23 protein-coding genes and 1 riboswitch are annotated in these 25,228 nt (G+C 36.7%); of the genes, 2 read left to right on the top strand and 21 right to left on the bottom strand.

Going from position 1 to position 25,228, the window contains the following annotated elements; genetic code table 11:
* Position 1: 1 nt before the first annotated feature.
* From pstC to NSA47_RS08525, 4 genes are all read right to left on the bottom strand, one after another.
* Positions 2-901 (bottom strand): phosphate ABC transporter permease subunit PstC, encoded by a 900-nt coding sequence (gene pstC / locus NSA47_RS08540; protein WP_257530944.1) that lies wholly within the window; start codon positions 899-901, stop codon positions 2-4.
* Positions 902-1,111: 210 nt separating this feature from the next.
* The gene (locus tag NSA47_RS08535; RefSeq protein WP_257530942.1) at positions 1,112-1,963 is read right to left on the bottom strand and encodes a phosphate ABC transporter substrate-binding protein; all 852 of its coding nucleotides are present in this window, start codon (positions 1,961-1,963) and stop codon (positions 1,112-1,114) included.
* A 169-nt stretch (positions 1,964-2,132) separates the two neighbouring features.
* The gene (pnpS, locus tag NSA47_RS08530) at positions 2,133-3,899 is read right to left on the bottom strand and encodes a two-component system histidine kinase PnpS (RefSeq protein ID WP_257530940.1); all 1,767 of its coding nucleotides are present in this window, start codon (positions 3,897-3,899) and stop codon (positions 2,133-2,135) included.
* 12 nt (positions 3,900-3,911) lie between these two features.
* Complete coding sequence (locus NSA47_RS08525; RefSeq protein WP_257530938.1) at positions 3,912-4,607, bottom strand: response regulator; 696 nt, start codon at positions 4,605-4,607, stop codon at positions 3,912-3,914.
* A 265-nt stretch (positions 4,608-4,872) separates the two neighbouring features.
* Between NSA47_RS08525 and wrbA the strand changes: the two genes are divergently transcribed.
* Positions 4,873-5,478, top strand: a complete 606-nt coding sequence (wrbA, locus tag NSA47_RS08520) for an NAD(P)H:quinone oxidoreductase (RefSeq protein WP_257530936.1) — start codon at positions 4,873-4,875, stop codon at positions 5,476-5,478.
* Positions 5,479-5,528: 50 nt separating this feature from the next.
* On the opposite strand, the gene NSA47_RS08515 is transcribed toward wrbA, so the two are convergent.
* From NSA47_RS08515 to purR, 17 genes are all read right to left on the bottom strand, one after another.
* Positions 5,529-5,975 (bottom strand): Hsp20/alpha crystallin family protein, encoded by a 447-nt coding sequence (locus NSA47_RS08515; protein ID WP_257530934.1) that lies wholly within the window; start codon positions 5,973-5,975, stop codon positions 5,529-5,531.
* Positions 5,976-6,182: 207 nt separating this feature from the next.
* Positions 6,183-6,500 carry a non-specific DNA-binding protein Hbs gene (gene hbs / locus NSA47_RS08510; protein WP_257531042.1) on the bottom strand — a complete coding sequence of 106 codons (318 nt, stop codon included), beginning with the start codon at positions 6,498-6,500 and terminating at the stop codon, positions 6,183-6,185.
* A gap of 53 nt (positions 6,501-6,553) precedes the next feature.
* Complete coding sequence (yabN, locus tag NSA47_RS08505) at positions 6,554-8,047, bottom strand: bifunctional methyltransferase/pyrophosphohydrolase YabN (RefSeq protein ID WP_257530932.1); 1,494 nt, start codon at positions 8,045-8,047, stop codon at positions 6,554-6,556.
* A gap of 4 nt (positions 8,048-8,051) precedes the next feature.
* Positions 8,052-9,659: a putative polysaccharide biosynthesis protein gene (locus NSA47_RS08500; RefSeq protein ID WP_257530930.1), complete on the bottom strand. Its 1,608-nt coding sequence runs from the start codon at positions 9,657-9,659 to the stop codon at positions 8,052-8,054.
* Between the two features lie 159 nt (positions 9,660-9,818).
* Complete coding sequence (spoVT, locus tag NSA47_RS08495) at positions 9,819-10,376, bottom strand: stage V sporulation protein T (protein WP_306811137.1); 558 nt, start codon at positions 10,374-10,376, stop codon at positions 9,819-9,821.
* Between the two features lie 104 nt (positions 10,377-10,480).
* On the bottom strand, positions 10,481-11,473 hold the full coding sequence (locus tag NSA47_RS08490) for a peptidyl-prolyl cis-trans isomerase (protein WP_257530928.1): 993 nt from the start codon (positions 11,471-11,473) through the stop codon (positions 10,481-10,483).
* A gap of 49 nt (positions 11,474-11,522) precedes the next feature.
* Entirely contained in the window at positions 11,523-15,041 is a 3,519-nt protein-coding gene (mfd, locus tag NSA47_RS08485) for a transcription-repair coupling factor (RefSeq protein WP_257530926.1), read from the bottom strand.
* A 62-nt stretch (positions 15,042-15,103) separates the two neighbouring features.
* Positions 15,104-15,484, bottom strand: coding sequence for a hypothetical protein (locus NSA47_RS08480; RefSeq protein ID WP_257530924.1), 381 nt, complete (start codon positions 15,482-15,484; stop codon positions 15,104-15,106).
* A 253-nt stretch (positions 15,485-15,737) separates the two neighbouring features.
* Entirely contained in the window at positions 15,738-16,169 is a 432-nt protein-coding gene (locus NSA47_RS08475) for a PBECR3 domain-containing polyvalent protein (RefSeq protein WP_257530922.1), read from the bottom strand.
* Positions 16,170-16,403: 234 nt separating this feature from the next.
* A complete protein-coding gene (locus tag NSA47_RS08470) occupies positions 16,404-16,568 on the bottom strand; it encodes a hypothetical protein (RefSeq protein ID WP_257530920.1) in 165 nt (54 codons plus the stop codon).
* 65 nt (positions 16,569-16,633) lie between these two features.
* Positions 16,634-16,759: riboswitch (SAM-I-IV-variant riboswitch) on the bottom strand.
* A gap of 59 nt (positions 16,760-16,818) precedes the next feature.
* Entirely contained in the window at positions 16,819-17,379 is a 561-nt protein-coding gene (gene pth, locus NSA47_RS08465) for an aminoacyl-tRNA hydrolase (RefSeq protein ID WP_257530918.1), read from the bottom strand.
* 16 nt (positions 17,380-17,395) lie between these two features.
* Complete coding sequence (locus NSA47_RS08460) at positions 17,396-18,610, bottom strand: CapA family protein (RefSeq protein WP_257530916.1); 1,215 nt, start codon at positions 18,608-18,610, stop codon at positions 17,396-17,398.
* Between the two features lie 153 nt (positions 18,611-18,763).
* Positions 18,764-19,534: a S1C family serine protease gene (locus tag NSA47_RS08455; RefSeq protein WP_257530914.1), complete on the bottom strand. Its 771-nt coding sequence runs from the start codon at positions 19,532-19,534 to the stop codon at positions 18,764-18,766.
* An 83-nt stretch (positions 19,535-19,617) separates the two neighbouring features.
* Positions 19,618-20,565: a ribose-phosphate diphosphokinase gene (locus NSA47_RS08450; protein WP_257530912.1), complete on the bottom strand. Its 948-nt coding sequence runs from the start codon at positions 20,563-20,565 to the stop codon at positions 19,618-19,620.
* Positions 20,566-20,579: 14 nt separating this feature from the next.
* Positions 20,580-21,965: a bifunctional UDP-N-acetylglucosamine diphosphorylase/glucosamine-1-phosphate N-acetyltransferase GlmU gene (glmU, locus tag NSA47_RS08445; RefSeq protein ID WP_257530910.1), complete on the bottom strand. Its 1,386-nt coding sequence runs from the start codon at positions 21,963-21,965 to the stop codon at positions 20,580-20,582.
* A 245-nt stretch (positions 21,966-22,210) separates the two neighbouring features.
* Positions 22,211-22,492, bottom strand: a complete 282-nt coding sequence (spoVG, locus tag NSA47_RS08440) for a septation regulator SpoVG (RefSeq protein WP_257530908.1) — start codon at positions 22,490-22,492, stop codon at positions 22,211-22,213.
* A gap of 171 nt (positions 22,493-22,663) precedes the next feature.
* On the bottom strand, positions 22,664-23,491 hold the full coding sequence (gene purR, locus NSA47_RS08435) for a pur operon repressor (RefSeq protein WP_257530906.1): 828 nt from the start codon (positions 23,489-23,491) through the stop codon (positions 22,664-22,666).
* Positions 23,492-23,751: 260 nt separating this feature from the next.
* On the opposite strand from purR, the gene murC reads away from it, so the two are divergent.
* Complete coding sequence (gene murC / locus NSA47_RS08430; RefSeq protein WP_257530904.1) at positions 23,752-25,143, top strand: UDP-N-acetylmuramate--L-alanine ligase; 1,392 nt, start codon at positions 23,752-23,754, stop codon at positions 25,141-25,143.
* The last annotated feature ends 85 nt before the right edge of the window (positions 25,144-25,228 follow it).

Here is a 25,228-nt window from a genome sequence, read left to right as displayed (position 1 = left end):
TTTATTCACCTGCCCTACGAATAAATGCAGTAAGGATAAAATTCAGAAGCATAATGAAAATAAAGAGAATTACCCCTGTTGCAAATAGGGCTTCTTCCTGTAATCCATAGGCATATTTCATTTCTAAAGCAATATTGGCAGTTAAGGTTCGAATGGGGTCAGTGATCTTTTGGGGCACAAGGGGGGAATTCCCAGAAACCAAAATTACCGCCATAGTTTCTCCAATGGCCCTTCCCACTCCCAAAATCACTGCAGCCAGAATTCCTGACTTAGCCGCTGGCACAATCACTTTAAAAATAGTCTGTATGGTTGTTGCCCCCATGGCTAAAGAACCCTCTTTGTATTCCTTGGGCACTGCCCTTATAGAAGATACCGAAATATTAATAATGGTTGGCAAAATCATAATCCCCAATATCATACTGGTGGCTAACAAACTATTTCCTGCCCCTCCAAAGACATCACTAACCCAAGGAACAATGACCACCAACCCGAAAAAGCCATAAACCACCGAGGGAATGCCTGCCAGTAGTTCTATAGCCGGTTGGAGTATGTTTACCACCCGATCTTTTGCTAACTCAGCGATATAAATGGCTGTCAATAAACCTATGGGTACTCCTAGAATAATGGCTCCAATGGTGCTAAGGATTGATCCAATAATCATAGAATAAATCCCATACATCTCTCCCGAAGGGCGCCAAATCTTCCCAAATACAAAGTTTAATAGCCCGATTTCTTTTATGGCTGGTGTCCCTTTATAGAAAATAAACCCTGTAATCATGACAATACAAATGACCGCAAAGAGCGCAGAAAAGAAAAATAAATACTCAATCATTTTTTCCACTGTGAGAAAATGTTGAGCCTGTATCTTTCCCTTTCTTGTTTCTCCTTTTGTAGTCGTCATACTCTCCCTCCTTTTTCCTTTCCAAAGCATTGGGTTTTCCCGGTTATGCTTGTTAAATTCTGATTTCTCAATGGTTTAAGGGCAAGAGTTTGCAGCCCTTTCAGTCCCGGTCAAAATTCCCTATGTTTAAATAGTTGACCAGGCTTTTCCTTGGCAAACAAACTCTAAACCTTCTACAAAGCAAATCTCTATTTAAACAGCAAATATAATTTAATTTACTGGAATAGCTGATTGGGCTACTACTTCTTGTCCTTCTTCACTCATAATAAAGTCTAAATAGGCTTGAGCCTCTTTACTTAACTCTCCTTTAGAAAGCATTAAGAAGGGACGAGATATCTTATACTTTCCCTGTATAACATTTTCTACAGTGGGGCCAACTCCATCAATAGTCACTGCCTTTACACTATCGTCCTCTAAATAGGTGAGAGAAAGATAACCAATAGCATTTTCCTTTGTGGCAATGCTGGCCTTTACTGCCCCATTTCCATCAGCGATGAGCACATCCTCCTTTACTAAACTTCCTTCATCCCCTTCTAAGCCCATTAATTCTTCAAAGGCACCTCTGGTCCCTGATCCTTCTTCACGGCTTACCACAACGATTTCAGCATCTTGCCCTCCAACCTCTTTCCAGTTGGTGATTTCACCCTTATAGATTTTTTCAATATCTTCTGGTGTTAAGTCCTTGATATCATTACTGGGATGAACTGCTATGGCAATACCATCATAGGCAATGGTATGTTCTTGTAATCCAAAGTCTTTTTCTTCCTCCTTCAAATTTCTAGAGGACATTCCTATATTGGCGGCTCCTTCATTGACTGCCTTTATGCCCGCAGAAGATCCAACTCCTTGTATCTCGATTTTCACTCCTAGTTCTTTCTTTCCAAAGGCATCTGCTAGGTCTTGGGCAACTGGAGTTACGGATGTGGACCCTACTACAACCACAGTACCCTGTAAGCCCTTTTCTGATGAGGAGTTATCTCCCTGAGTACTACATCCTACAACCATAAAGATAAACATAAAAACCAATGTTCCTAGAAATAGAGCAGCTTTCATTCTTTTCATTTTTTTCTCCTTCCAATCTATTATTTTATGTTTTTAGTATAACAAGCCTTTTCTCTATCATGGTTATGGGAAGGTTAGGCCTATGTTAAATCTTTGTAAAGTTTTATCTTAACAACAAAAGGCTTTGTTGAATGCTACATTCAACAAAGCCTTTTAAAGATATATATTCTTATTCTTCAAGCAAGGGAAGGGCTATGGTAAAAATAGTCCCTTTTCCCCTTTCACTTTCCACTTTTATTTCCCCCTTAACTCCCTGTACAATATGTTTTACTATTGCCAGCCCTAAACCTGTACCTCCTTCTTCTCTAGTTCTACCCTTGTCTACCCTATAAAAGCGTTCAAATAGTCTAGGAATGTCCTCTCTAGGTATACCTATGCCATTGTCTTGTATCTTTATCACAAGGGCATTGTCTTTTTTCATAAATTCCACCCACACTCTTCCTCCATGGGGGGTATATTTAATGGCATTATCTAATAAGTTGATCATCATCTGTTTAAAATACTCTGGGTTAAAGGGAATTTGTGGAATGGGCGTTAAATATTCTTTCCTTAACTCTATCTCCTTTTTTTGAGCAAGGGGCTGTATCATTTGAAAAATGCTTTCCATAAGAGGAGGGATGAGAATGCTTTGCCCTTGATTATCCTGAGGTTTGCTTTCCAAGTGAGAAAGGGTAAGAATATCCTCTATGAGATGGGTCAATCTTTCCACTTCGAGACTAATAATCTTTAAAAATCGCTCTTGGGTTTTTCTATCCCCTACTTGCCCACCGCTTAAAGTATCTACAAATCCTTTAATAGAGGTGATAGGGGTTTTTAATTCATGGGAAACATTGGCCACAAAATCCCTTCGAATGCTCTCCAATTGTCTTAACTCTGTAACATCCTGCATAATAATGATGATGCCCTTAACCCTTTCAAGCTTAGATAGATACTTAATAGGATTTATATAAATTTTTACAATTCTTTTTTCGCCTTGATCTAAGATAATCTCCATGGGTTCCTTGGTTCTATTGTGTAAAAATTCATTTATTCCATGGTATAGTTTGTGATTGCGTATAACCTCAAGAATATTTGCCCCCACAATATCTTGCCCATCAGTAATATTGAGCATTACCTTAGCGGATGGGTTAATCATCATAATCCGATGGTGGAGATCTACAGCCACAACTCCATTGATCATGCTTCCCAATATACTTTCCAGCTCAAGATTTCTATCCTTTAGTTCTTCCATGGAATCTTGTAGTTTATCTGCCATATCATTAAAAGCGGTAGCCAGTTCTCCCAGTTCATCCTGACGAAATAGGGAAATTCGCTTGGAAAGATTGCCCCCAGACATTTCCCTAGCTAAAGCAGTGATTTGCTTTAGAGGGGTAGTCATGGAATAAAGATACCGATAGGATAGAATCACCGTAATCATCAAACCAATCAATCCTACAATAAGGGTGCTCCGTAGCATCCCTGAGGTAATGGAATGAATCCTTTCTAGGGGGATGGATAACCGAACAACATAGTTGACTTCTCTTTCTTGTACCACAGGCAATGCTACATACATCATGGCTTGTCCCAAGGTTTGGCTCTGCCTGATTTCTTTCCCTATTTTCCCCTGTAGAGCTTCCATAACCTCGGGACGGTTTATGTGATTGCCCATATCTTCTGAATTTTTGTCGGTGTCATAAAGGACTACCCCCTGTTGATTAATCAGAGTAATCCTCTCTTTTGTTCTTTCCTCTATGGGTTTAATATTCTCTATAGATAGGGTGTCCTCTGGAAGGGAAAAATCAAAAACATAATCGATAACCAAATATCCATCTTCTATGAGCTTTTCTTCCATCTGGGTCAAATAAATATTTTTGGTTACTGCATTGGATATCATTCCTGTTAGAGTAATGCCTAGTATAAAAATCAATACAAACCCTATAAATATTTTTTTAAACATTTTCTTCCCCTTTTATGAACGTATTCTATATCCTACACCCCGTATAGTTTCAATATATTGCTCCTGAGTCTCTCTATCCCCCAGCTTTTTTCTTAAATTCCGGATATGCACATCTACTGTCCTCGTGTCCCCTAAATATTCATATCCCCATATTTCATCCAATAAAAAATCTCGAGTAAGAACCTTCCCTTGATTCATAGCCAATAATTTTAAGAGCTCATATTCCTTTAAGGTTAGTTCAATTTTTCTTTCTTTTTTATATACTTCAAACCCTTCCACGTCAATGTGAATCTCTCCAAAGGAAAGGATATTTTCCGCTGATGGGAGGGAATGTTGCATTCTCCTCAGTACTGCTCTTACTCTTGCAATCAATTCTTTAATGCCGAAGGGCTTAGTGATATAGTCATCTGCTCCCATTTCCAGTCCCAATACCTTATCAAATTCCTCTCCCTTGGCCGTTAACATAATGATGGGAATATTTCTTGTTTCCCTATTCTGTTTTACTTCCCTACAGATTTCTATCCCATCCTTGCCCGGTAACATTAAGTCTAGCAAGATAAGACTGGGAACTTCCTTCAAAATAGCTTGTACAGCTTCCTTCCCATTCTCTATGCTGATCACATCATACCCTTGCTGTTCTAAGTTAAATCTTAATAATTCAACAATATGTTTTTCATCCTCAACAATCATTATTTTTTCCCTATTCATCTTTTCCCATCCTCTTTATCTCGATGTTAGTTAGCCCTTATTAATTATGGTATAACTTGCTTTATTGCTATTTTATTACAATCTATAGATTTTTTAAAGAAGTAAGTATAAAATCCTATTTCCTTCATACATTCACCTAATTTTCTTGATAATATACGAACCAATAACTTCCCTCTTTGTTTAACGAATAGATGCTAGGGTATAGATGATATAATTAAGTATCATACTATATCTTAAAAGATTAAGATGAAGGAGTGAGTCTTTTATGAAAAAGGTAAATTTAGCTATCATTTACTACAGTGCCTATGGAACAAATTATCAATTGGCAAAATGGGCTGAAGAAGGTGCTTTAGCAGCAAATGCAGAAGTACGTATTTTAAAGGTTGATGAGCTAATTCCCCAAGAAGTTATAGATAAAGATGATGGAATGAAAAAGAATGCAGAAAACACGAAAAATGTACCCATTGCTAGTTCTAAGGATTTAGAGTGGGCTGATGCCATCATCTTTAGCGTTCCCACTCGATTTGGAAATCTTGCCTCTCAAATGAAAAACTTTATTGATAAACAGGGAGGCCTATGGGCCCAAGGGAAACTAGTCAACAAAGTTGTATCCGCTATGTCCTCGGCACAAAATCCCCACGGCGGTCAAGAAGCGACCATAAAAGCTTTATATACTTCCATGATGCACTGGGGAGCCATTATCGTACCTCCGGGCTATAGTCATGAGTCCATTTTCAAAGCAGGGGGCAATCCCTACGGCACATCGGTATCGGTAAATCAAGAGGGCCAAATGGTGGAAGATGTAGAAGATGCGGTAAAATTCCAGGCAAAAAGAACAGTGGAAGTGGCCTCTCGAATTAAAAATGGATAAATAAAAAATAATCCTAGTAAATTTACTAGGATTATTTTTTATTTAAACTTTTATTGAATATCAATTCTTTTCGTACAGTTAGGCTTTTCTTCCCTTGGTATGGTGATACTCAAAATTCCATTGTCCAATTTTGCCTTTACCCCTTCTTGTTGGGCATCCTGTAAATATACACTACGACTCATAGAGGAAGAACGGGTTTCTTTATGAATATAATTCTTCCCTTCTTCATTTATATTTTCTTCTCTCTTTACCGAGATAGTCAGCCTTCCATCCTCTAGCTCGAGATTGACCTCTTCTTTTTTCACTCCCGGTAGTTCTGCCTCTATTAAATACTCATGGTCCTTTTTTTGTATGTCCATTTTAAAGTTTCCTCGAATAAGATTTTCTCCATAGGCAAATCCTTCATTTAATAAGTCATCTACTCGATTGTAAAAATCTTCAAAACCTCTGTTCATAAGTCTTCCATGGCGTCTGTTAAATGGGATTAAACCAGCCATACAAAACATCTCCTTTTAATATTTTTTATTAGCACTCTCCAACCGAGAGTGCTAATTTCTAATTATTATATATCATATTATAAATATTATGTCAACCAATTATCAATTTTTTTCTAGAAAACAAAGAAAGCTATCGTCTCTAGTCATATAGGAAAAAACATTAAAAAAATCTCCTTGTCCATGGACAAAGAGATTTTTATTGCAGTCTTACTTATTTACAGCATCCTTTAAAGCTTTTCCTGCTTTAAATACAGGAGCTTTTGATGCAGGGATGGTCATTTCTTCTCTAGTTTTTGGGTTTCTACCTTTTCTTTCAGCTCTTTCTCTTACTTCAAAACCACCAAAACCAACTAATTGTACTTTTTCACCACTTACTAAAGCTTCTTCCACAGTTTCCATGAAAGCATTTAAAGCTTTTTCCGCATCTTTTTTCGTTAGTCCACTTTTTTCTGTCATACCTGCAATTAATTCTGCTTTATTCATTGTATTTGCCTCCTTTGTTTTCTCTACATAAAAATGTGTAATAAACTCTTACTTATTTGCATATTCTATGCTTTTGTTTAAAATCCTTCTTTTTTTTAATAGTTTTTATCATTTTTATCAAAAATATGTATTTTTGACTGTTTCCATAGGAAATTCATCTCTTCTAGGGTCATTTCTTCTAAATTTTTTCCTTGCTTATTGGCCTGTTCTTCGATAAAGGAAAAGCGATCAATAAATTTCTCTGTGGTTTTGGTTAAGGCCAATTCTGGTTGAATTTTTAAAAATCTGGACATATTGACGATAGAGAAAATCAAATCTCCCAGCTCTTCTATTATTCTGTCTTGTTTTGCCAAAGAATATACCTCTTTAAGCTCAAACCATTCTTCTTTTACCTTTTCTATGGCTCCTTCAATATCATCCCAATCAAAACCGACGTCAGCAGCCTTTTTTTGTACCTTATAGGCTCGAATCAGTGCCGGAAGGGAAGGTGGAATAGCTTTTAAAACTTCTGTTTGACTGTCCATACCCTTTTCTATCTTTTTTAGTTTTTCCCAATTGACTAAGACCTCTTCTGAAGTATCTGCAGCTACATCGGAAAAAATGTGGGGATGTCTAAAGATTAGCTTATCGCAAATCCCTCTTACCACATCACTAAAGGAAAAATCTTTATTTTCCTTTGCAATTTGAGAGTGAAATACAATTTGTAACAGCACATCTCCCAGCTCTTCCTCCAAGGCTTCTATAGAATTTTTATCAATGGCATCTATAACTTCATAGGCTTCTTCTATGAGGTTTTGCTTTAAGCTTTCATGGGTTTGCTTTTTGTCCCAAGGACAGCCGTGTTCTGCCCTTAAAGTGCTCACGATATCCACTAGACGCTCTATTTGACCTCCTACAAGCCCTTCTAGCTCTACAGGGGGTATATAGACACTGGTCAGATGATCTATCCAGGACAGGCGATCTAGCTCATATAAAGGTATTTCTACTACTTTTTCTAGCTCTTTTACCCCTGCCGCTCTAATGACCCAAATGGGGGTTTCATCTTGATAGTACTCCATAAGATGTAATTTTACTTGGGAGGCAATGAAGGGACTATAAACCTGGGTAATGACATTGCCTACTTTAAAGTCACATTGTTGGGCGGGGAGCTGCAGGCCATCTATAATGTTAAGACCATGAATAGGATCAATTTTTAGGCTACTAATTAGCACATCAATAAAGCTCATAGCCGGCATAATTTTCAGGTCAACCTCTTCATTTTCTTCACATTTTTTTATGATTAGTTCTACGGTTTCCTCTGCCACTAAAGGATGACCGGGAACAGCATAGATAACTTTACCAAATTCCTTTGCCCTTTCCATGACTTCCTGGGCGATTCTTTGGTAAACCTCTTGAAAATTCTCATATTCCTGATACACCCAATCCAGGGATTGGAAAGCAATGTCTTTTTCTTGTAAATAGCTGACCACAGGATGTCTGTCAGTACGCAAGAATACATATTCATTATTTTTCAGTTCTTCATAAGCACCTAGGCTAAGGTCCTTGGGATTTCCTGGCCCTAGTCCTATAATCATTATTTCTGCTTTCATTTTATCACCTTTTTCTTCTCAGTATACCTATCTTGGTCAGAATAGGAGTCAATTTCCTTCCTCCAGGCATCAGTGCCATCTCCTCAGTGGTAATTCCTCCGATGAGCAAAAGCATAATAAAGTAAATCAATGCTCCTAATAAAATAGCGACTAAGGTAGATAGGCTATTGCCAAGTATTGGAGATAAAAATTGATATACAAGCAATACCGTAATACCCATGGCTAAAACAGCTATAATAGGCTTTATTATGGTTTGCATAATGTCCATCTTTATTCTTGTGTATCTTTTTACTGCCCGATAATTTAAAAAGGCTGCTATTCCATATCCAATAATTGTCCCTATAGCTGCTCCTCTAATATTTAGAGCCGGAATGGAGACTAAAAAGAAGTTAATGCCTACCTTGAAAATGGCTCCGATCAATAGATTCTTTATAGGAATAATCACTTTTCCCAGTCCCTGTAACATACTTTGCAGTGTTGTAGTAAGCATAACAAAGACTACGCTATAGGATAAAATGGCCAGTATTTCTCCCCCTTGTTCTCCTGCTCCAAAAAGCAAGTTAATAATGGGATCGGCCAGAAATGAAAGTCCTATAGCAGAGGGCAGGGCTATTAATAACACTGTCCGAATGCCTAATTCTATACGGTTTTGTACTTCTTTTCTATCCCTAAGAGCCACTGCTTCAGAAATTGCAGGGACCAAGCTTGTAGATAAAGCTATACTTAAAGTTAGAGGGACATTGACTAAGGTCTGAGCCTTCTGGGACATCTGCCCAAATAATGCAGCTGCCTGGTCAATGTTAAAACCAGCTACCCCTAGTCTTGCTGGTACCATCGCAGTATCTATTATACCCATTAGGGATGTCACCACTGATGCAATAGATGCGGGTATAGCGATCTTTAGAAGGCCATGAATGATTTTGCCGGTAGCTTCACTTTTCCCCTTGGGTGATTGTCTAATTCTTCTGTGAAAAAATTTGCTTTTGCGTGTATATAATAAGATTAAAAAGGCGCTACCTGCCATGGCACCGGCTGTAGCTCCAAAGGATGCTCCTCCCGCTGCCTGGGGAATGCCATAGGCCTTTACTAAGAATATGGTTAAGCCTAGACCAATAATCACCCTAGCGAAGGATTCTATTAATTGGGAAATGGCTGTAGGGGTCATGATTTGTAACCCTTGGAAGTATCCTCTAAAGGCAGACATGACCGATACAAAAAAGGGTGCAAAGGCAATTCCTAGTAATGCATAGTAAGTATCAGGATGCCAATTTAAAACCTTAATAATTACTTTACTAAAGCCGAATAAAATTAAGGATGAAACTGTACCAAATATAATCAATAGATTTAAGGCTACCTTAAAAACCCTATGGGCTTCCCTGAAATTACCCACAGCAACCCTTTCAGATACTAATTTGGATATCGCTACGGGCAGACCAATAACAGATATGGCTAAGAAAAAGTTATAGATAGGATAGGGGTAAGCATATAAACCTAAACCTATGTCTCCAATGTAGCGAGCTAAGGGGATTTTAAAGAAGATCCCTAAAAACTTTGCAAGGATTGCCCCTACACCTAGTATAGCTGCACCTTTTAAATAGGATTTTTTACTCATTTATCTTTCCTCCTGGTTAATGACCTTTACTCTGTGTAAACACTATTATTATAGCAGAAACCACTGTATGTTAGAAATAAATAGCAAAAAGAAAAGTAGTACCCTATAGGGGGAACTACTTTATTTTTATTAAGTAAAATTATCTCTTATTATATTTTCCTATTGTTCCATCTGTTTTCCAAGGAAATTAGCGGCTGTTTCGGCTAGCTTTTTTTCTACATCACCCATTTTCACTTGGCTTTCTTTAGATAGCAACACCACTGAACCAATGGTATCTCCTTGGGAAACAATAGGAGCTATAACTTGAGAAAGATAAGAGCTATCTCCTTCTTGTTCTTCTAAGATATTAAATATTTTTCCATCGGCATTCTGATCCACCATGATGGTCTTTTTTTCTTCTATTATTTTTTCCAATTCTTTTCCTATTTTTTTACCCATATATTCTTTTTTGGATGCTCCCACCACGGCGATAATATTGTCTTTGTCAGAAATACATACTACATGTCCTGTAGCTTGTTGCAAGGATTCTGCATATTCATTGGCAAACTCGCTTAACTCTCCTATGGGAGAATATTTTTTCAGAATTACCTCGCCTTCGCGATCGGTGTATATCTCAAGAGGATCACCCTCACGAATTCTCATTGTACGTCTTATTTCTTTAGGAATGACTACCCTGCCCAAATCATCAATTCGCCTTACAATACCTGTTGCTTTCATTATTATTCTTTCCCTCCTTAAGTGTTAGTCCTGTTTAGGTCAAAATTAGTATATATCTCTTTTGACAAATTTATACACTATAGGAAGTCTTTCTTAAATAATTTTTAAAGTTTATCAGGATATTTTTTAATATCGATTTTTTCTCTATTCTCGGTAGTATATTTTGTAAATTTTTCATACTTTACTGTTTGCTCTAATTGTTCGGTAATAGTTTCTCTGACCTCATCAAGTTTTTGCACAGGTTTTTCGTTCTTCTTTTCTACTTTTACAATATGAAAACCATAATCTGTTTGGATGGGATTGCTTATTTCTCCAGGCTCCATCTTAAAGACGACTTCAGAAAATGCAGGGATCATTTTTGTATACTGGAATTCTCCTAGATCAGCGGCTTCTCTGATGCCTTCCTTTCCGTTGTACTCTTTGATAAGAGCATCAAAGTCTTTACCTTCCTTGGCCTTTTTCTCAATTTCTTTAGCCTTTTCCTCTGTTTCAGCAAGAATATGTTTGGCCTCTACAGTACTGGGATCAAATTGTTTTGTATTTTCCTGATAGTATTTTACCACGTCTTCATCTGTTACCTTGGCATCCTTTGTTATTTTTTCATATAGACCGGTGATGTATTGATTATTGATATCAATATTCTTTAAAAAATCATCAAACTCTTCTACAGTGATATCATTTTCTTGAAGAAATTTCTTATACTCTTCTTCCCCGCCTAAATCTCCTTGTAATAACTCTCTCCATTCCTTGATCTGCTCTTGGGCCTTCTTTTCATCGACTTTAACTTCTTCTTTCTGGGCCAATTGCAACATCAATTGGTCTTCTGCCAAATTATCTAAGATTTGGCTGTTTACCTGAGCTAGTTGTTCCTTGTCTGTAGGAAATTCCTGCCCTTGTACTTTAGCGTTTATCTTTGTAAGAGTTAAATAATAATTAAAATCCTGCTTTGTAATAGTCTTTTCTCCTATTTTGGCAACGGTTTGTTTTTTTTCTGCCTCAGGATTCATTTTCACTAAATTACATCCTCCAATCATAACCATAAAGAAAAATAATGCTGCTAGTAGTACTACTTTCGCTGTTGTGCCTTTTTTAATCAAATTTTTTCACTCCTCTATGTTAGCTTTACTATATTCATTATAACGGATACTAACTTTCTTTCAAAACATTTATCCTTTCTAGAATTTCTTTAATCTTATCCAATTGTTTGTCTATGAAAGAAGGCACCCTTAGAGCGATATAGGGCTCATCACTGGCATTGATCATAATATTTCTTCCATTTTCCTTCACCAATTGACCAATAATTTCCATTGAAACAAAATCTTCCTTATCCATATATAAATAAACTTGATTCTTTTTCTGTTGGATAGAATGTATATTCAATTTTTGAGCTAGGGACTTCATATAGGAAATCATCAAAAGATTTCTAACCGATTTGGGAAGATCACCAAATCGATCCTCAATTTCCTCTTCCACATCATATAAGTCCTCCATGCTTTCCATTCCTACCATCTTTTTATACATTTGAATTCTTTGACTTTCCTTATGGATATACCAATCGGGAATAAAAGCATCTACCTGCAGTTCTATGCTGGTTTCCCTTCTCTTTTCCATCGGTAGCCCTTTCATTTTTCTAAGGGCTTCATCTAACATTTTACAATAAAGATCATAACCAATAGCCGCCATATGTCCATGTTGGTCTGCCCCTAATAAGTTACCTGCTCCCCTAATTTCTAGATCTCTCATGGCAACTTTAAAGCCTGAACCAAATTCGGTAAATTCCTTAATGGCTTGTAATCTTTTTTCGGCCACTTCAGTGAGGACTTTATCTTTTTTATAGGTAATATAGGCGTAGGCCTGACGGGTAGATCTTCCTACTCTCCCCCTTAATTGATACAATTGAGATAATCCCAGTCGGTCGGCATCAGATATAATGATGGTGTTGACATTGGGCATATCTAAACCAGTTTCAATGATGGTGGTACACACTAAAACGTCATACTCTCCCTCAATAAAAGCCATCATGGTATTTTCCAATTCATTTTCTGACATTTGCCCATGGGCAATAGCGATTTTGCTTTCAGGCACTAAGGTCCTCAGGTTATGGGCAACTTTATCAATATCCTCTACCCGGTTGTAGACATAGTACACCTGCCCCCCTCTATGGATTTCTCTAAGTATGGCATCTCTGATCAATTGCTCATTGTCCTCTAGTACATAGGTCTGTACTGGATATCTTTCTTCAGGGGGTTGTTCAATGACACTCATGTCTCTTATCCCTACAAGGGACATGTGTAAGGTCCGGGGTATAGGGGTTGCGCTTAAACTTAGCACATCTACATTTTTCTTCCATTCCTTTAGTTTCTCTTTGTGTCCTACTCCAAAGCGTTGCTCTTCATCAATAATTAAGAGCCCTAAATCCTTAAACTGTATATCCTTTTGTACTATGCGATGGGTGCCCACTACAATATCCACCATCCCGGTTTTGATATCCTTTAGGGTTTGTTTTTGCTCCACTTTAGATCTAAAACGACTGAGCATATCTATGGATATGGGATAACCTGAAAATCTTTCTATCATCGTATTATAATGCTGTTGAGCTAATATTGTGGTGGGTACCAAGACCGCTACTTGTTTTCCATCCATGACGGCTTTAAAAGCTGCCCTTATGGCCACCTCAGTTTTACCATATCCCACATCACCACACAAAAGACGATCCATTGCCGTGGAGGACTCCATATCTTTTTTTACCTCTTGGATAGCCTGCAGCTGATCAAGGGTTTCCTCATAGGGAAAACGCTCCTCAAATTGTATCTGCCAGGGGGTGTCCTTTGAAAAGGAGTATCCTTCAATGGTTTGTCTTAGGGCATAAAGTTTTAATAATTCCTCTGCCATATCTTCTACAGCTTTTTGTACCTTTCCCTTTGCCCTCTTCCATTCATTTCCCCCTAATTTATTTAACTTAGGTGCTCGGCTTTCAGCTCCTATATAGGGTTGTATAAGATCCATTTGATCAGTAGGGACATATAATTTATCCCCTTGACCATATTTAATGTGAAGGTAATCCTTTTGAATACTCTCCACTTGGATTTTTTCTAAACCTAAATATATACCTATTCCATGGGCTTCATGTACTACATAATCCCCGATATTTAAGTCTGTAAAGGATTCTATTTTTCGTTTTCCCTGTTTTTTTCGCCTTTTTGTTTTTTTCTGTTGTTGTAAAAAGATTTCTTTCTCACTAATAATCGCTACCTTGGTTTCAGGATATTCTACTCCCCTATGAAGAGCCCCAGGCAATACAATAATTTTGCCTTCCTGTAGGTCTTCCTGGGTATTTTTCTTGGCTATAGCTGTTAGTTGATAATCCCCTAAATCTTTTACAAGTTGTTTGGTTCTCTCCCAGTTTTCTGTCAATATTACTACTGCATATCTTCTTTTTTTCCAATGTCTTAATTCCTCTACCAATAAATCTATTTTTCCATGGAAGGGTTGCATAGAACGACTGGCAAAAGAAAATATTTTTTTGGGCTTAAAGGGATCTACATTTCTTAAAAGAGTTTGAAAGATGCACAAAGATCTCTGCTCCATGGCTATGGTCAGCTGATGGTAAGAAAAGAAAACTTCATATTGATTGGGCAGCACTTCCCCTCTGCTTAGCAATCCCTTAAAGTCTTCTTCCAGTTCAAAAGTAGTATGATCATATTTTTCCTTTATGCGATGGGGCTGATCCAAAAAAACAATACTATCCTCTGATAGATATTCCAGTAGAGTATCAAAAGTATAATTCATATAAGGGAGCAAAAACTCTAAGGATTTCTCCCGGCCTTCTTTGAATGCTTCTAATCTGCTATAAAGTTTCTCCTGAATATCTTGGGCTGATTCTTTCTTTCCCTTGGATTTAAGAGATTTGATGTACTTATTTATTTCTGTTTCAAAGTTTTTGATGGCCTCCTGTTTTACTTCTTCAGAAAGCAAAAGTTCCCGAGCAGGAGATAAGGTGATTTTCTCATGCTTTTCTAAAGATCTTTGGGATAAAGGGTCAAAGCTTCGAATAGAGTCAATTTCGTCATCAAAAAACTCCAATCTATAGGGTTCTTGGGAGGTCATAGGATAAAGATCTATAATCCCCCCTCTTATGTTGTATTGACCTGGGCTTTCTACCTCTAGTACCCTTTCATATCCACTACTTTCTAAAAGTTTTTGAAGATCTTGTATTTCAATCGTCTGCCCTATCTCTAAATTTTTCTGATATTTATCAAAGTCCTCTTTGGCTATCATCTTTTTCATCACAGCGTCTATGGATGTGACGATGATCTTTTGCTTTCTGTGTGCCAATGCCTCTAATACCCTTAATCTTTCAATGGAAACTTCTGGACTATAGGCCTCGACAAAATAATGAATCGTAGGCTCAGCAGGGAAATATAGAACCTTTTCCCCGAAGAAGTAATGTAAGTCCTCATGAATCTTTTTTGCTTGGCTATCGTTATAAGTAATCACCAGAGCACTTTTTTCTAAATCCTCTATGAGTCCAAAGATTGCATGGGCCTTAGAGGTTTCCGCCATTTCATGATATACAACGGGAGTGTCCCCTTGCTCTATGGCTTTTTTTCCAAGCTCATAAACCGGAATCTGATGAAGTATTTGTAAAAATAATGATTGTTCCATGTTGTCCCACCTTTTAAACACTTTTAGCCCAGGTTTTCCTCCCCGGGCCCTTTAATGCTCCTTTATTTTGTTATGAAATAATTCCATAAACTATGACTGATTGCTGTTATGAATATACTTAATAATATCATACCTGTCCACTTATACAAATAGGCAGTAAGTATTCCAAAAATTCCATGGCTGACAATACTCATGATTGCTGCGATAAATCCTACTTTTTCACTTTTGGTATGAATAAGGTCATATAGGGCTTCTATAATTCCAAAAATGATATGGGTCAGGATCAGCCCTCCACTTATGAAATAGGCCGTTAACGACTTAGAGACCTCTTCTACCAAAGGTACTGTATATATAATAGCCTTATCTCCTTGCCACCTAAGGAGTAGCTTATTGCATCCATAGGCAATAAGAGCAGCTATCATACCGCAAATCAATTCTTTCATAGGCTTCTCCCTTTATTCTTATAATAAATATAGTATTTACAATAATATATGATGCTAAACTAAGAAGAATAAAGACAAATAATAAAAAAACCCTTCTCAATCAAGAGAAGGGCTGACGTCTGATAGAATATTTGGTGGGGTGGCCATCCCACATCTCTTTCAAGACCACCAAAGGTGGCGCGACGGCTGCCTGTTCCGTCCTCAAATAATCTATCCCTATTTAGTATATTAAATTATAGCACGATTATGCCTTTTAGTCAATATTGCCAATAATTTTCTTGTATTTCACCAATGTTCCAGCTTTTAAATAGCTATTTAATTTTTCCTGCGTAATAGGATATGCGGATCTAAAATTTAAGTCCCCTGTCGGTTTTAATCTTATACCAATTAACATATTTTCATCAATTTTCTTTATATATTGTATGCTATTGTTACTGGGATGCAATCCAATATAATCTGGATTACTTATAATATTTGGTATCTCTTCTATATGCCTATAATATTCTTGTTCTGATTTAAAATCCGTTTTATGTTTTTCGGTATATTTTAATCGATCTGCCCACAGTACAATATTACAAGGGCTACAATTTAAATTAAAATAATCAATTACTTCTGCGCTCAATCTACCGATTATAATTTTTTTAACTTCCTTTTTAAATAAGAATACATCTAACTTATCTACCATATTCTCCCCCAAATTTACAAATGCCATATTATCCCCAAATCTATAAATATAGGTATATTATACCATATTTAGATTATGGAGAATAAAAACATTTAACTAAATGACTTGACCATTGTGTTACTTAACTTATTTTCCATTCTAAAATTATCTATTCCTTTTATCTAATATTTGATTCAACACCACTATGGCCTCCTTTGTTAAGTCATATATTTCTCGTTATGTCATCCATCCGTTTTATTGCTTATTCAAAAAAATCTTTTTCCCTTCAATCTCTTTCCTGTTCATCTCCATCAAAGGCTTAATAAATTTCTCACATCGTTCCTTTTTAAATCTTTCTAATTTCTCTTCATTCATTCCCTCAATAGCTTCCTGTAGGGTAACTACCTTTACTTTTTTCATTTTCCTCATCCTCTTCATTAATTTTAGATAATAAAAAAATCCCTCCTAACAATCGGTCAGGAAGGATCAAGTATCATGATTGATCACGTATTTCACCTCCTCATCGTTGTTAGCTGAACCACCTTACTTTTAAAAGCAGGTTGGTATAGGGTCCCCGAGCTAACTCTCTACCCTAACTCTTGATAAATAGGTCAAACTTATTTATTTTTCTATTTTATTGTATATTGATATTGGTGTCAAACTTTTATCCTTATTTCTGATTAAACTGATTCATGGCCTCGGTAACTCCCTTTGAAATAAACACTTCTATGGCCTGGCCAGCTTTTTTAAGGGTATCTTTTAATTCCATTCTTTCTTCTGGGGTAAACTTCCCAAGGACATAGGAAACTAAATCTTGTTTTTCAGGCCTTCCAATTCCCATTCTAAGTCTAGGAATTTCGGTTTCTTGCAATAGCTGCACAATGGACCTCATCCCATTGTGGGTGCCTGCACTGCCCTTTGATCTTATACGCATTTTCCCTACTTCTAAATCTATATCATCATAGATAACGAGGATATTTTCCAGGGGAACATCATAGTAGTCCACAATATCTAATACACTTTCTCCACTTAAATTCATATAGGTTTGGGGTTTTACCAGCATGATTTTTTTTCCTCCTACAAATCCCTCTCCTATAAGTGCCTTATGTTTTGTTTTTTTGATTTCAATATTATTTGTTTCAGCAAATTGGTCAATTACTTCAAATCCTATATTATGCCGGGTACCATTATAACGATTTTCTGGGTTCCCTAGTCCTATAATTACTTGCATATGTCTTCTCCTCCAATTATTCCAAAGGCTTTAGCACCATTTTTGCGTTTTCTTGTTCTAAATGACTTGTGGTGTCATTCCAGGTTCTTTGTAAAAGATTATAGCCTTCCTTACTGATCAGTTTACTTTCATTGTTTTCATATTGTTTCATTGCCTCTTCTACTGCCACAACTTCATAATAAAGTTTTCCCCCTGTACTTGTCTTATTTACCCAGGTAGGGATATATTCCACTTGTTTAAGAACTGTTTTATTGGTCTTAAAGTTTTTTTCAAATCCCATTTGTAGAATTAGACCGCTGTCGGTATAACGATCTCTTTGGTTGGATATAAAGTTCCCCATAGAGTATATCACAAAAACCTCTTTTTCTTCTCCCTCTGCTGTCACTACATTTTTTATCTCCATTGGTTGGATCACGTGGGGATGACTCCCTAGGATAACATCTACCCCTTGCTGAGCTAAAAAGTCCACCAATTCTTTTTGTTCATCATTAGGTGTTCTTTGGTATTCAACACCAAAGTGCATACTAGCTACAATGATATCAGGATTTTCTGCCTTTGCCCTTTGAATGTCTTCCTCAATCTGAGTTTTATCAATTAAATTTACTAGATAAGGTTCATCCTCGGGTAAGGGAATGCCATTGGTCCCATAGGTGTAGGCCAGGAAAGCTATTTTTACATTCTTTACTTCCTTTATCAATATTCTATCTCGTTCCTCTTGGCTTCTAGCTGTTCCCGTATAGTCTAACCCCTCTTGATCTAGAAAATCTAGAGTACTTTTAACGCCCTGACTTCTTCTATCTAATGAATGGTTATTGGCCGTTGTAATCACGTCAAATCCTGTTTGTTTTAATGCCTTTCCCAATTGTTCTGGACTATTGAACATAGGATAACCGGTATATCCCTTATCTTCTCCTGCAAAGGTAGTCTCAAGATTGGCTACTGCGATATCTGTTTCTTGAATATATTTTTCAATCGGTTGAAAGGTAGGATAAAAATCATATTTTTCTTCTCCCCCCACATAGGCGGCTTCAAATTGGGGAGAGTGAACCATAATATCCCCGACGGCTGCCATCGTTATCTCTTCAATCCTAGGTATTTCTTCCCTAGGTGTCTCCTCAGAATTTTGTGGAGATTCTTGTCCTATATCTTTCATTCCGCAGCCTGTCCACAAAATGGCTAAAGATAAAATAAGTATAAATAATAGGATTCTTTTTTTGCTTATTTTTCTCATAAAATCCATCATCACATTTTCCTTCCTTTCATGATCATTTTATTTTACTATAACATTGCTCTGTAAAAGAAGTATATATAAAATAATAAGAAATATTAAGAAAGCTGATGAAAAGCCTGAAATTCAGAGATAGAGGGCATCCTCTGATTCAGGCTAAGGTGAATATTTGTCTATATACTCCCTTAAAATATTGCTGGGAATGGCAAAACCAACTCCTTGGGCTTTGCTAGATGGGATATGAAAGGTGGTCATCCCAATGATTTCTCCCTTACTATTTAAAAGAGCACCTCCACTATTGCCCATGTTTATGGCTGCATCGGTTTGTATTAAATCCATTGTACTGCCTTGGATCTCCAACTGCCTATTTACGGCACTAATTACCCCTACCGTAACCGTACCCGATAATTGTTCTCCTAAGGGATTGCCTATGGCTATAGCCCTTTCTCCCACCTCAACTTTATCAGAATCTCCAAAGTTTGCAACAGATAAATCCTTATGATCAATCTTTAAGAGGGCAATATCCTTTTCTTCATCCTCTGCCAGAATATGAGCTTTTATTTTTTTGTCTTTATCTACATAGACATAAACTCTATCTGCTCCTTTAATCACGTGGGCATTGGTGATCATATAGCCCTTCTGATGAAAAATAATGCCTGATGCATTGATGTTCTTCTTGCCCTCTGAAGAACTATCATCCCAGCTTTCCACACCTACAATAGCACCAGCATTTTCCTTTACAATATCTACAATAGATTTTTCCTTCTCTTCCTCTAGGCTGATTTTACTTGTTTGAACCTCTACAAAATCACCAATCATTCCAGCAAATATTCCTAATAAAAATGCACCTACAAACGACAGACTCCATAGGGTATATTTGTTTATTCTTTTATCTTTAAAATTGATCAGAATAATCTCTCCTTCCAAGGTTAAAAATAAAGATGATATTTCCCCTTATCCTTACCTTGGAATAAAAAAATAAGCCAGGAAAATCCTGGCTTATCATGGCTTTAGTCAAATAATTTACTTACCGAAAGTCCTTCATATATTCTCGTCATGGCAGCAGCAAAAATCGGTCCTACTGAAAGGGAAACAATTTTATCGCTTTTCTTTTCCTCTGGTAATTCAATTGTATTGGCAATGACCATTTCTTTAATGATTGAGTTATTAATTCTTTCCATGGCAGGTCCAGATAAAACTGGGTGAGTACAAGTAGCATATACTTCTTTTGCTCCTAGCTTAATCAGAGCTTCAGCACCATTGACAATTGTTCCTGCTGTATCAATAATATCATCAATTAAAATAACATTTTTGCCTTTAATATCTCCAATAACATTCATTACCTCGGAAACATTGGCCTTAGGTCTTCTTTTATCAATAATAGCTAGTGGAGCATCTAATCTATCTGCAAAGTTTCTAGAGCGGGTAACACTCCCTAAATCAGGAGAGACAACCACTAGATCCTGGATATTCTTCTTTTTAAAGTAATCAGCTAAAATAGGTACCCCTACTAGATGATCTACGGGCACATTGAAAAAACCTTGGATTTGGGCAGCATGTAAGTCCATAGTAAGAACTCTATCGGCTCCGGCTGCTGTGATAAGATCTGCCACTAATCTTGCTGTAATTGGATCTCTAGCTTTGGCCTTTCTATCCTGTCTAGCATATCCATAGTATGGGATAACCGCATTAATTCTACCGGCCGATGCTCTTTTTAGAGCATCAATTAAAATTAATAGCTCCATCAAATTGTCATTGACTGGTGAACTTGTAGATTGAATAACAAAAACATCATTACCTCTTACTGATTGTTCGATTTTTACAGTGATTTCTCCATCACTAAATCTACCTACTTCTGCCTTGGTAATAGGACAATCCAAGATTTCTGAAATCTCTTGGGCTAGTTTTGGGCTTGAACTCCCTGTAATAATCTTCATTCCCTTACAATTTAAACTCATTGATATAAAGCCTCCTATTTTTCCTTTGTATTTCTCTTTTCTACCCATCCTTCTTTTACCACTTGCCTTGCCCTTGCAATGGCTAAAGATTTAGAAGGCACTTCCTGAGTAATGGTAGAACCTGCTGCAATATAGGCTCCTTCCTTTACTTCTACGGGTGCTATTAGATTTGTATTGCAACCCACAAAAACATTATCTCCTACAACGGTTTTGTGTTTTTTATAGCCATCATAATTTACAAAAACTGTACCACAACCTAAATTAACGCCTGCTCCTACCTCTGCATCTCCTACATAAGTAAGATGGGATGCTTTTGAACCTTTGCCCATAGTAGCGTTTTTAATCTCTACAAAGTCTCCTATTTTTGCTCCTTCTCCTATATGGCTATTGGGCCTAATATAAGCATAAGGACCTATCTTAGCCTGGCTATCCACTGTGCTATTTAAAATAGTGGAATACTGGATTTCTACATCATCGGCTATAGTGGAGGATACTATTCTACTATTGGCACCAATAGTACATTCAGTACCAATGGTAGTCTCTCCTTCTAAATGTACCCCAGGATAAATAAGAGTGTCCTGTCCTATGGAGACTCCCTTTTGAATATATGTGCTATGGGGATCCAACATGGTTACTCCCTGATCCATCCAATGTTCATTTATCTTTTTTCGCATATAATTTTCAGCTTCTGCCAATTGAACCCTAGAATTGATTCCCTGGATTTCCGCATCATTCTCTACTACATAGCCACCGATTTTATAGCCTTCTTTATTTAAGATTTCTATAACATCTGTGATGTAATATTCACCCTGGTTGTTATCATTATTGATTTTGCTTAGAGCATGGTTTAATAACTCTGCATTGAAATAATACATTCCTGAGTTGATTTCTTTAATCTTTAGTTGTTCTTCTGTAGCATCTTTGTGTTCCACAATAGCCTCTACTTGTCCCTGGGCATTTCGTATAATTCTACCATATCCTGTGGCATCTTCTACCTCGGCGGTGAGTACCGTAGTATGAAGCTCTTTGTCCTCATGGTATTGTATGAATTTTTTCAAGGTTTCAGCTGAAATAAGAGGAGTATCTCCATAGAGCAGTAAAACATTACCCTTATAGTTTTCAAAATAGCTCTGGGCTTGCATAACAGCATGTCCTGTACCTAGCTGTTCCCTTTGATATACGTATTCCACTGTATTTCCTATTGTTTCTTTAACACTTTCTCCCTGATAACCAATGACAACTACAGTTTTTTCGGTTTTTAATATAGTTGCTTGATCAATAACATGTTGAAGCATAGGTTTTCCACAAATTTCGTGGAGTACTTTAGGCTTACGGGATTTCATTCTTGTACCTGCACCCGCTGCAAGAATTACAGCTATACTTCCTACATTATTTTCCATCCTATCACCTAATCCTTAGTCATAAAGTTTATTTATTCATCCACTATTATATAGCTTTTGTACAGGATTGTATACACCAAAAATCTTAATTTTTCATTTGAGTGTTTTCCTTTATTTTACTAGTTTTTACTTTGGTGTAAAAATTTATTATGTGACCTAGAAAAGTTTGGTCTCTTGCGGGCAAAAAAAACTTTTCTATATCAAAATAAAAAAGGAGATTCTCTCTCCTTTTTGCCTTGTCCCCTTTATTCCATTGCTGCAGCTGCTGTTTGTTCTAAACTTTCCTGGTATACCCTTAGTATAGCCTCTTGAATAAATGTTCTAGTCTCTGAATTTATAGGATGAGCGATATCCTTAAATTCTCCTTCAGGTGTCTTTCTGCTGGGCATGGCAATAAATAAGCCATTTTGACCTTCTATAATTTTGATGTCATGGACAACAAATTGGTCATTAAAAGTCACGGATACAATTGCCTTCATTTTCCCCTCAGCATTAATTTTTCGAATACGTACATCTGTTATTTGCACGATTATCACACCTCCTAAATCTTTCCCATTCCCTTTCCTAGGGGTATTAAAATAAACAAATATTCCTTATATCCTCTATTCTTCATTTATTTGCATTTTCCTCCTAGAAATCAGAAAATTTTCTGAATATAGGCTATTTTTTTGTCTTTAAATCTATTTCTTGTTTTTCTCTTATATTTTAGTGGTTATTTTAGGATTGGGTGCGATAATTATTCTTCTATTTTTGACATCTACTTCTTCTAGATATAAAAGTGGAGTATAATGCTCAACGACCTTGTCCTCTGGTTCCCTAGTGGCAATCAATACTCCTATTCCCTGCACCTCTCCTTTAAACTCATTGATTAAATCCATCATGCCCTTGGCCGTTCCACCTGCCTTCATAAAATCATCCACAATTAATACCTTGGCTCCTTCCTTTAGAGCTCTTCGAGATAAAGACATGGTTTGTATTCTATTACTAGATCCTGATAGATAATTAATACTTACTGTAGAGCCTTCGGTTACCTTACTATTTTTCCTAACAATAACCAAAGGAACATTCAAGGCCTTGGCTGTCATAAGGGCAATAGGAATTCCCTTAGTTTCCATGGTAATCACATAATCAATCTCCTGGTTTAAAAATTGGCTGGCTAAAATTTCCCCCATGGTTTCCACCATAGAAGGAGAAGAGATAATATCTGTCATATAAATAAAACCACCAGGCATAATTCTTTGGGGATCTTCTAACTTTTTACATACCTTTTCCAAAAAAAAACCTGCTCTTTCCGGGGTAACTAGAGGAACATATTTTACCCCGCCAGCTGCACCGGCAATTGTTTCAATCGTACCTAAATGCAGCTCCTCCAACATTTTCTTTGCAATAACAATATCTTCACTAATACTTGATTTTGCTGCTTCAAAAGCTTCACTGAAATAATTTAATGTAAATACTGTATTAGGTTGATGGCTTAATATTTTTATTAGTGCACCAATTCTTTCATTTCTTTTTCGTTTTCCCATCACATTCCCTCCAAAATCCGGATGTTTACTTTATTACCTATCATTTTATTCATATTATTTCTTTTATGCAATAGATTTCATGTATTAAATGATAACTTTTCATTTTATGGTATAATAAAATAGGTTTTTATGAATAAATTAAAAGTATGGATTTCAAATAAAAACCCACGGGCTTTTGAAATAGGAATGCTAAAATTAGGTTATACTTATCAATATAATGGAATAATAAGTTATTTTTCCCAAAGGAAAGGAAGGTTACTATGACAACTCCAGATTTAGACTTATCTAAACACCATCATATTCATTTTATTGGAATTGGTGGTATTAGCATGAGTGGACTAGCTAAAATATTGTTACATAATCAGTACATTGTCAGTGGGTCTGATATTCAATCCTCCCCCCTAACCAAAAAATTAGAAAGTAAAGGTGCGGCTATTTATATTGGACACAAAGCGAGCAATATTGATAATGCCGATTTAGTCATATATACTGCTGCGGTAAAATCAGATAATGAAGAATTAAAAAGAGCCAGAGAACTAAACATTGTTACTATGGAAAGAGCAGAGTTTTTAGGTCAAATCATGAGACATTATAAGAAAAGTATTGGTATAGCTGGTACTCATGGCAAAACCACTACAACTTCTATGATGTCCATCATACTTGAGGAAGCCAGCTACGATCCTACCATTTTAGTAGGAGGAGAGTTGGATGCTATAGGAGGGAATGTGAAGGTAGGAAATAGTGCTTATTTTGTGACAGAAGCTTGTGAATATGTAGAGAGCTTTTTACATTTCAATCCCTATATAGGTGTTATCTTAAATGTCGAGGAAGATCATTTGGATTATTTTACTGATCTAGACCATATTAAACAGTCCTTTCATAAATATGCGCAACTGATACCAGAGGACGGGTATCTTATAGCTAATGGAGACAGCGAAAATGTGTCTTCTATTTTAAAGGATCTGAATTGTAATGTCGTAACCTTTGGTACCTCTGAAGATTGTGACTGGCAAGCTAAAAATATCTCCTTTAACGATATGGGAATGGGTTGTTTTGATGTAGTCTATGAAGGTGAAAATTTAGGACATTTTCAATTATCTGTACCTGGTCTTCATAATGTCGTCAACGCATTATCCGCTATCGTCTGTGCCTATTATTTGGATATTCCTCTATCTGTCATACAAAAAGGTCTTACCCTTTATAAGGGAACCCACCGCAGATTTGAGCTTAAAGGAAAGATTCATGATATTTCAGTCATTGATGATTATGCCCATCATCCTACTGAAGTTACGGCAACTTTAGCTGCAGCTAAGAGATATCCTCATAAAAAAACATGGTGTATTTTTCAACCCCATACCTATACCCGTACCTTAACCCTGCTAAAGGATTTTTCCACTGCCTTTCAGTTGGCAGATGAAGTGATTATTGCAGATATTTATGCGGCTAGGGAAAAGGATTTAGGCTTAATCCATTCAAGAGATTTAGCTGATGCTATCCTGGACAACGGGACTCCAGCACTTTATTTAGGTGATTTCCCAGCTATTCTTAATCACCTTTTAGAAAATGTTCAACCTGGTGACTTAGTCATTACCATGGGCGCTGGTAATATCGATCAAGTGGGCAACATGTTTTTAACGGAATTAGCAAAATAATACTCTATCCATCAATAAAGAAGGAGTTCCTTAAAAGGAACTCCTTCTTTATTGATCCAAATTTTGCATAATATTTTCCTCCTAT

Origin of the sequence: Irregularibacter muris, assembly GCF_024622505.1 — a bacterium.
Lineage (GTDB): Bacteria > Bacillota > Clostridia > Eubacteriales > Garciellaceae > Irregularibacter > Irregularibacter muris.
Note: the sequence above shows the minus strand (reverse complement) of the source record. Positions and strands in the feature narration are given on the sequence as shown.

Excerpts from the sequence above, each read along its gene's own strand:
- pstC (WP_257530944.1), bottom strand. The coding sequence starts at position 901 with ATGACGACTACAAAAGGAGAAACAAGAAAGGGAAAGATACAGGCTCAA.
- NSA47_RS08535 (WP_257530942.1), bottom strand. The coding sequence starts at position 1,963 with ATGAAAAGAATGAAAGCTGCTCTATTTCTAGGAACATTGGTTTTTATG.
- pnpS (WP_257530940.1), bottom strand. The coding sequence starts at position 3,899 with ATGTTTAAAAAAATATTTATAGGGTTTGTATTGATTTTTATACTAGGC.
- NSA47_RS08525 (WP_257530938.1), bottom strand. The coding sequence starts at position 4,607 with ATGAATAGGGAAAAAATAATGATTGTTGAGGATGAAAAACATATTGTT.
- wrbA (WP_257530936.1), top strand. The coding sequence starts at position 4,873 with ATGAAAAAGGTAAATTTAGCTATCATTTACTACAGTGCCTATGGAACA.
- NSA47_RS08515 (WP_257530934.1), bottom strand. The coding sequence starts at position 5,975 with ATGGCTGGTTTAATCCCATTTAACAGACGCCATGGAAGACTTATGAAC.
- yabN (WP_257530932.1), bottom strand. The coding sequence starts at position 8,047 with ATGAAAGCAGAAATAATGATTATAGGACTAGGGCCAGGAAATCCCAAG.
- NSA47_RS08500 (WP_257530930.1), bottom strand. The coding sequence starts at position 9,659 with ATGAGTAAAAAATCCTATTTAAAAGGTGCAGCTATACTAGGTGTAGGG.
- spoVT (WP_306811137.1), bottom strand. The coding sequence starts at position 10,376 with ATGAAAGCAACAGGTATTGTAAGGCGAATTGATGATTTGGGCAGGGTA.
- mfd (WP_257530926.1), bottom strand. The coding sequence starts at position 15,041 with ATGGAACAATCATTATTTTTACAAATACTTCATCAGATTCCGGTTTAT.
- NSA47_RS08480 (WP_257530924.1), bottom strand. The coding sequence starts at position 15,484 with ATGAAAGAATTGATTTGCGGTATGATAGCTGCTCTTATTGCCTATGGA.
- NSA47_RS08475 (WP_257530922.1), bottom strand. The coding sequence starts at position 16,169 with ATGGTAGATAAGTTAGATGTATTCTTATTTAAAAAGGAAGTTAAAAAA.
- NSA47_RS08470 (WP_257530920.1), bottom strand. The coding sequence starts at position 16,568 with ATGAAAAAAGTAAAGGTAGTTACCCTACAGGAAGCTATTGAGGGAATG.
- pth (WP_257530918.1), bottom strand. The coding sequence starts at position 17,379 with ATGCAAGTAATTATAGGACTAGGGAACCCAGAAAATCGTTATAATGGT.
- NSA47_RS08460 (WP_257530916.1), bottom strand. The coding sequence starts at position 18,610 with ATGAGAAAAATAAGCAAAAAAAGAATCCTATTATTTATACTTATTTTA.
- NSA47_RS08450 (WP_257530912.1), bottom strand. The coding sequence starts at position 20,565 with ATGAGTTTAAATTGTAAGGGAATGAAGATTATTACAGGGAGTTCAAGC.
- glmU (WP_257530910.1), bottom strand. The coding sequence starts at position 21,965 with ATGGAAAATAATGTAGGAAGTATAGCTGTAATTCTTGCAGCGGGTGCA.
- purR (WP_257530906.1), bottom strand. The coding sequence starts at position 23,491 with ATGGGAAAACGAAAAAGAAATGAAAGAATTGGTGCACTAATAAAAATA.
- murC (WP_257530904.1), top strand. The coding sequence starts at position 23,752 with ATGACAACTCCAGATTTAGACTTATCTAAACACCATCATATTCATTTT.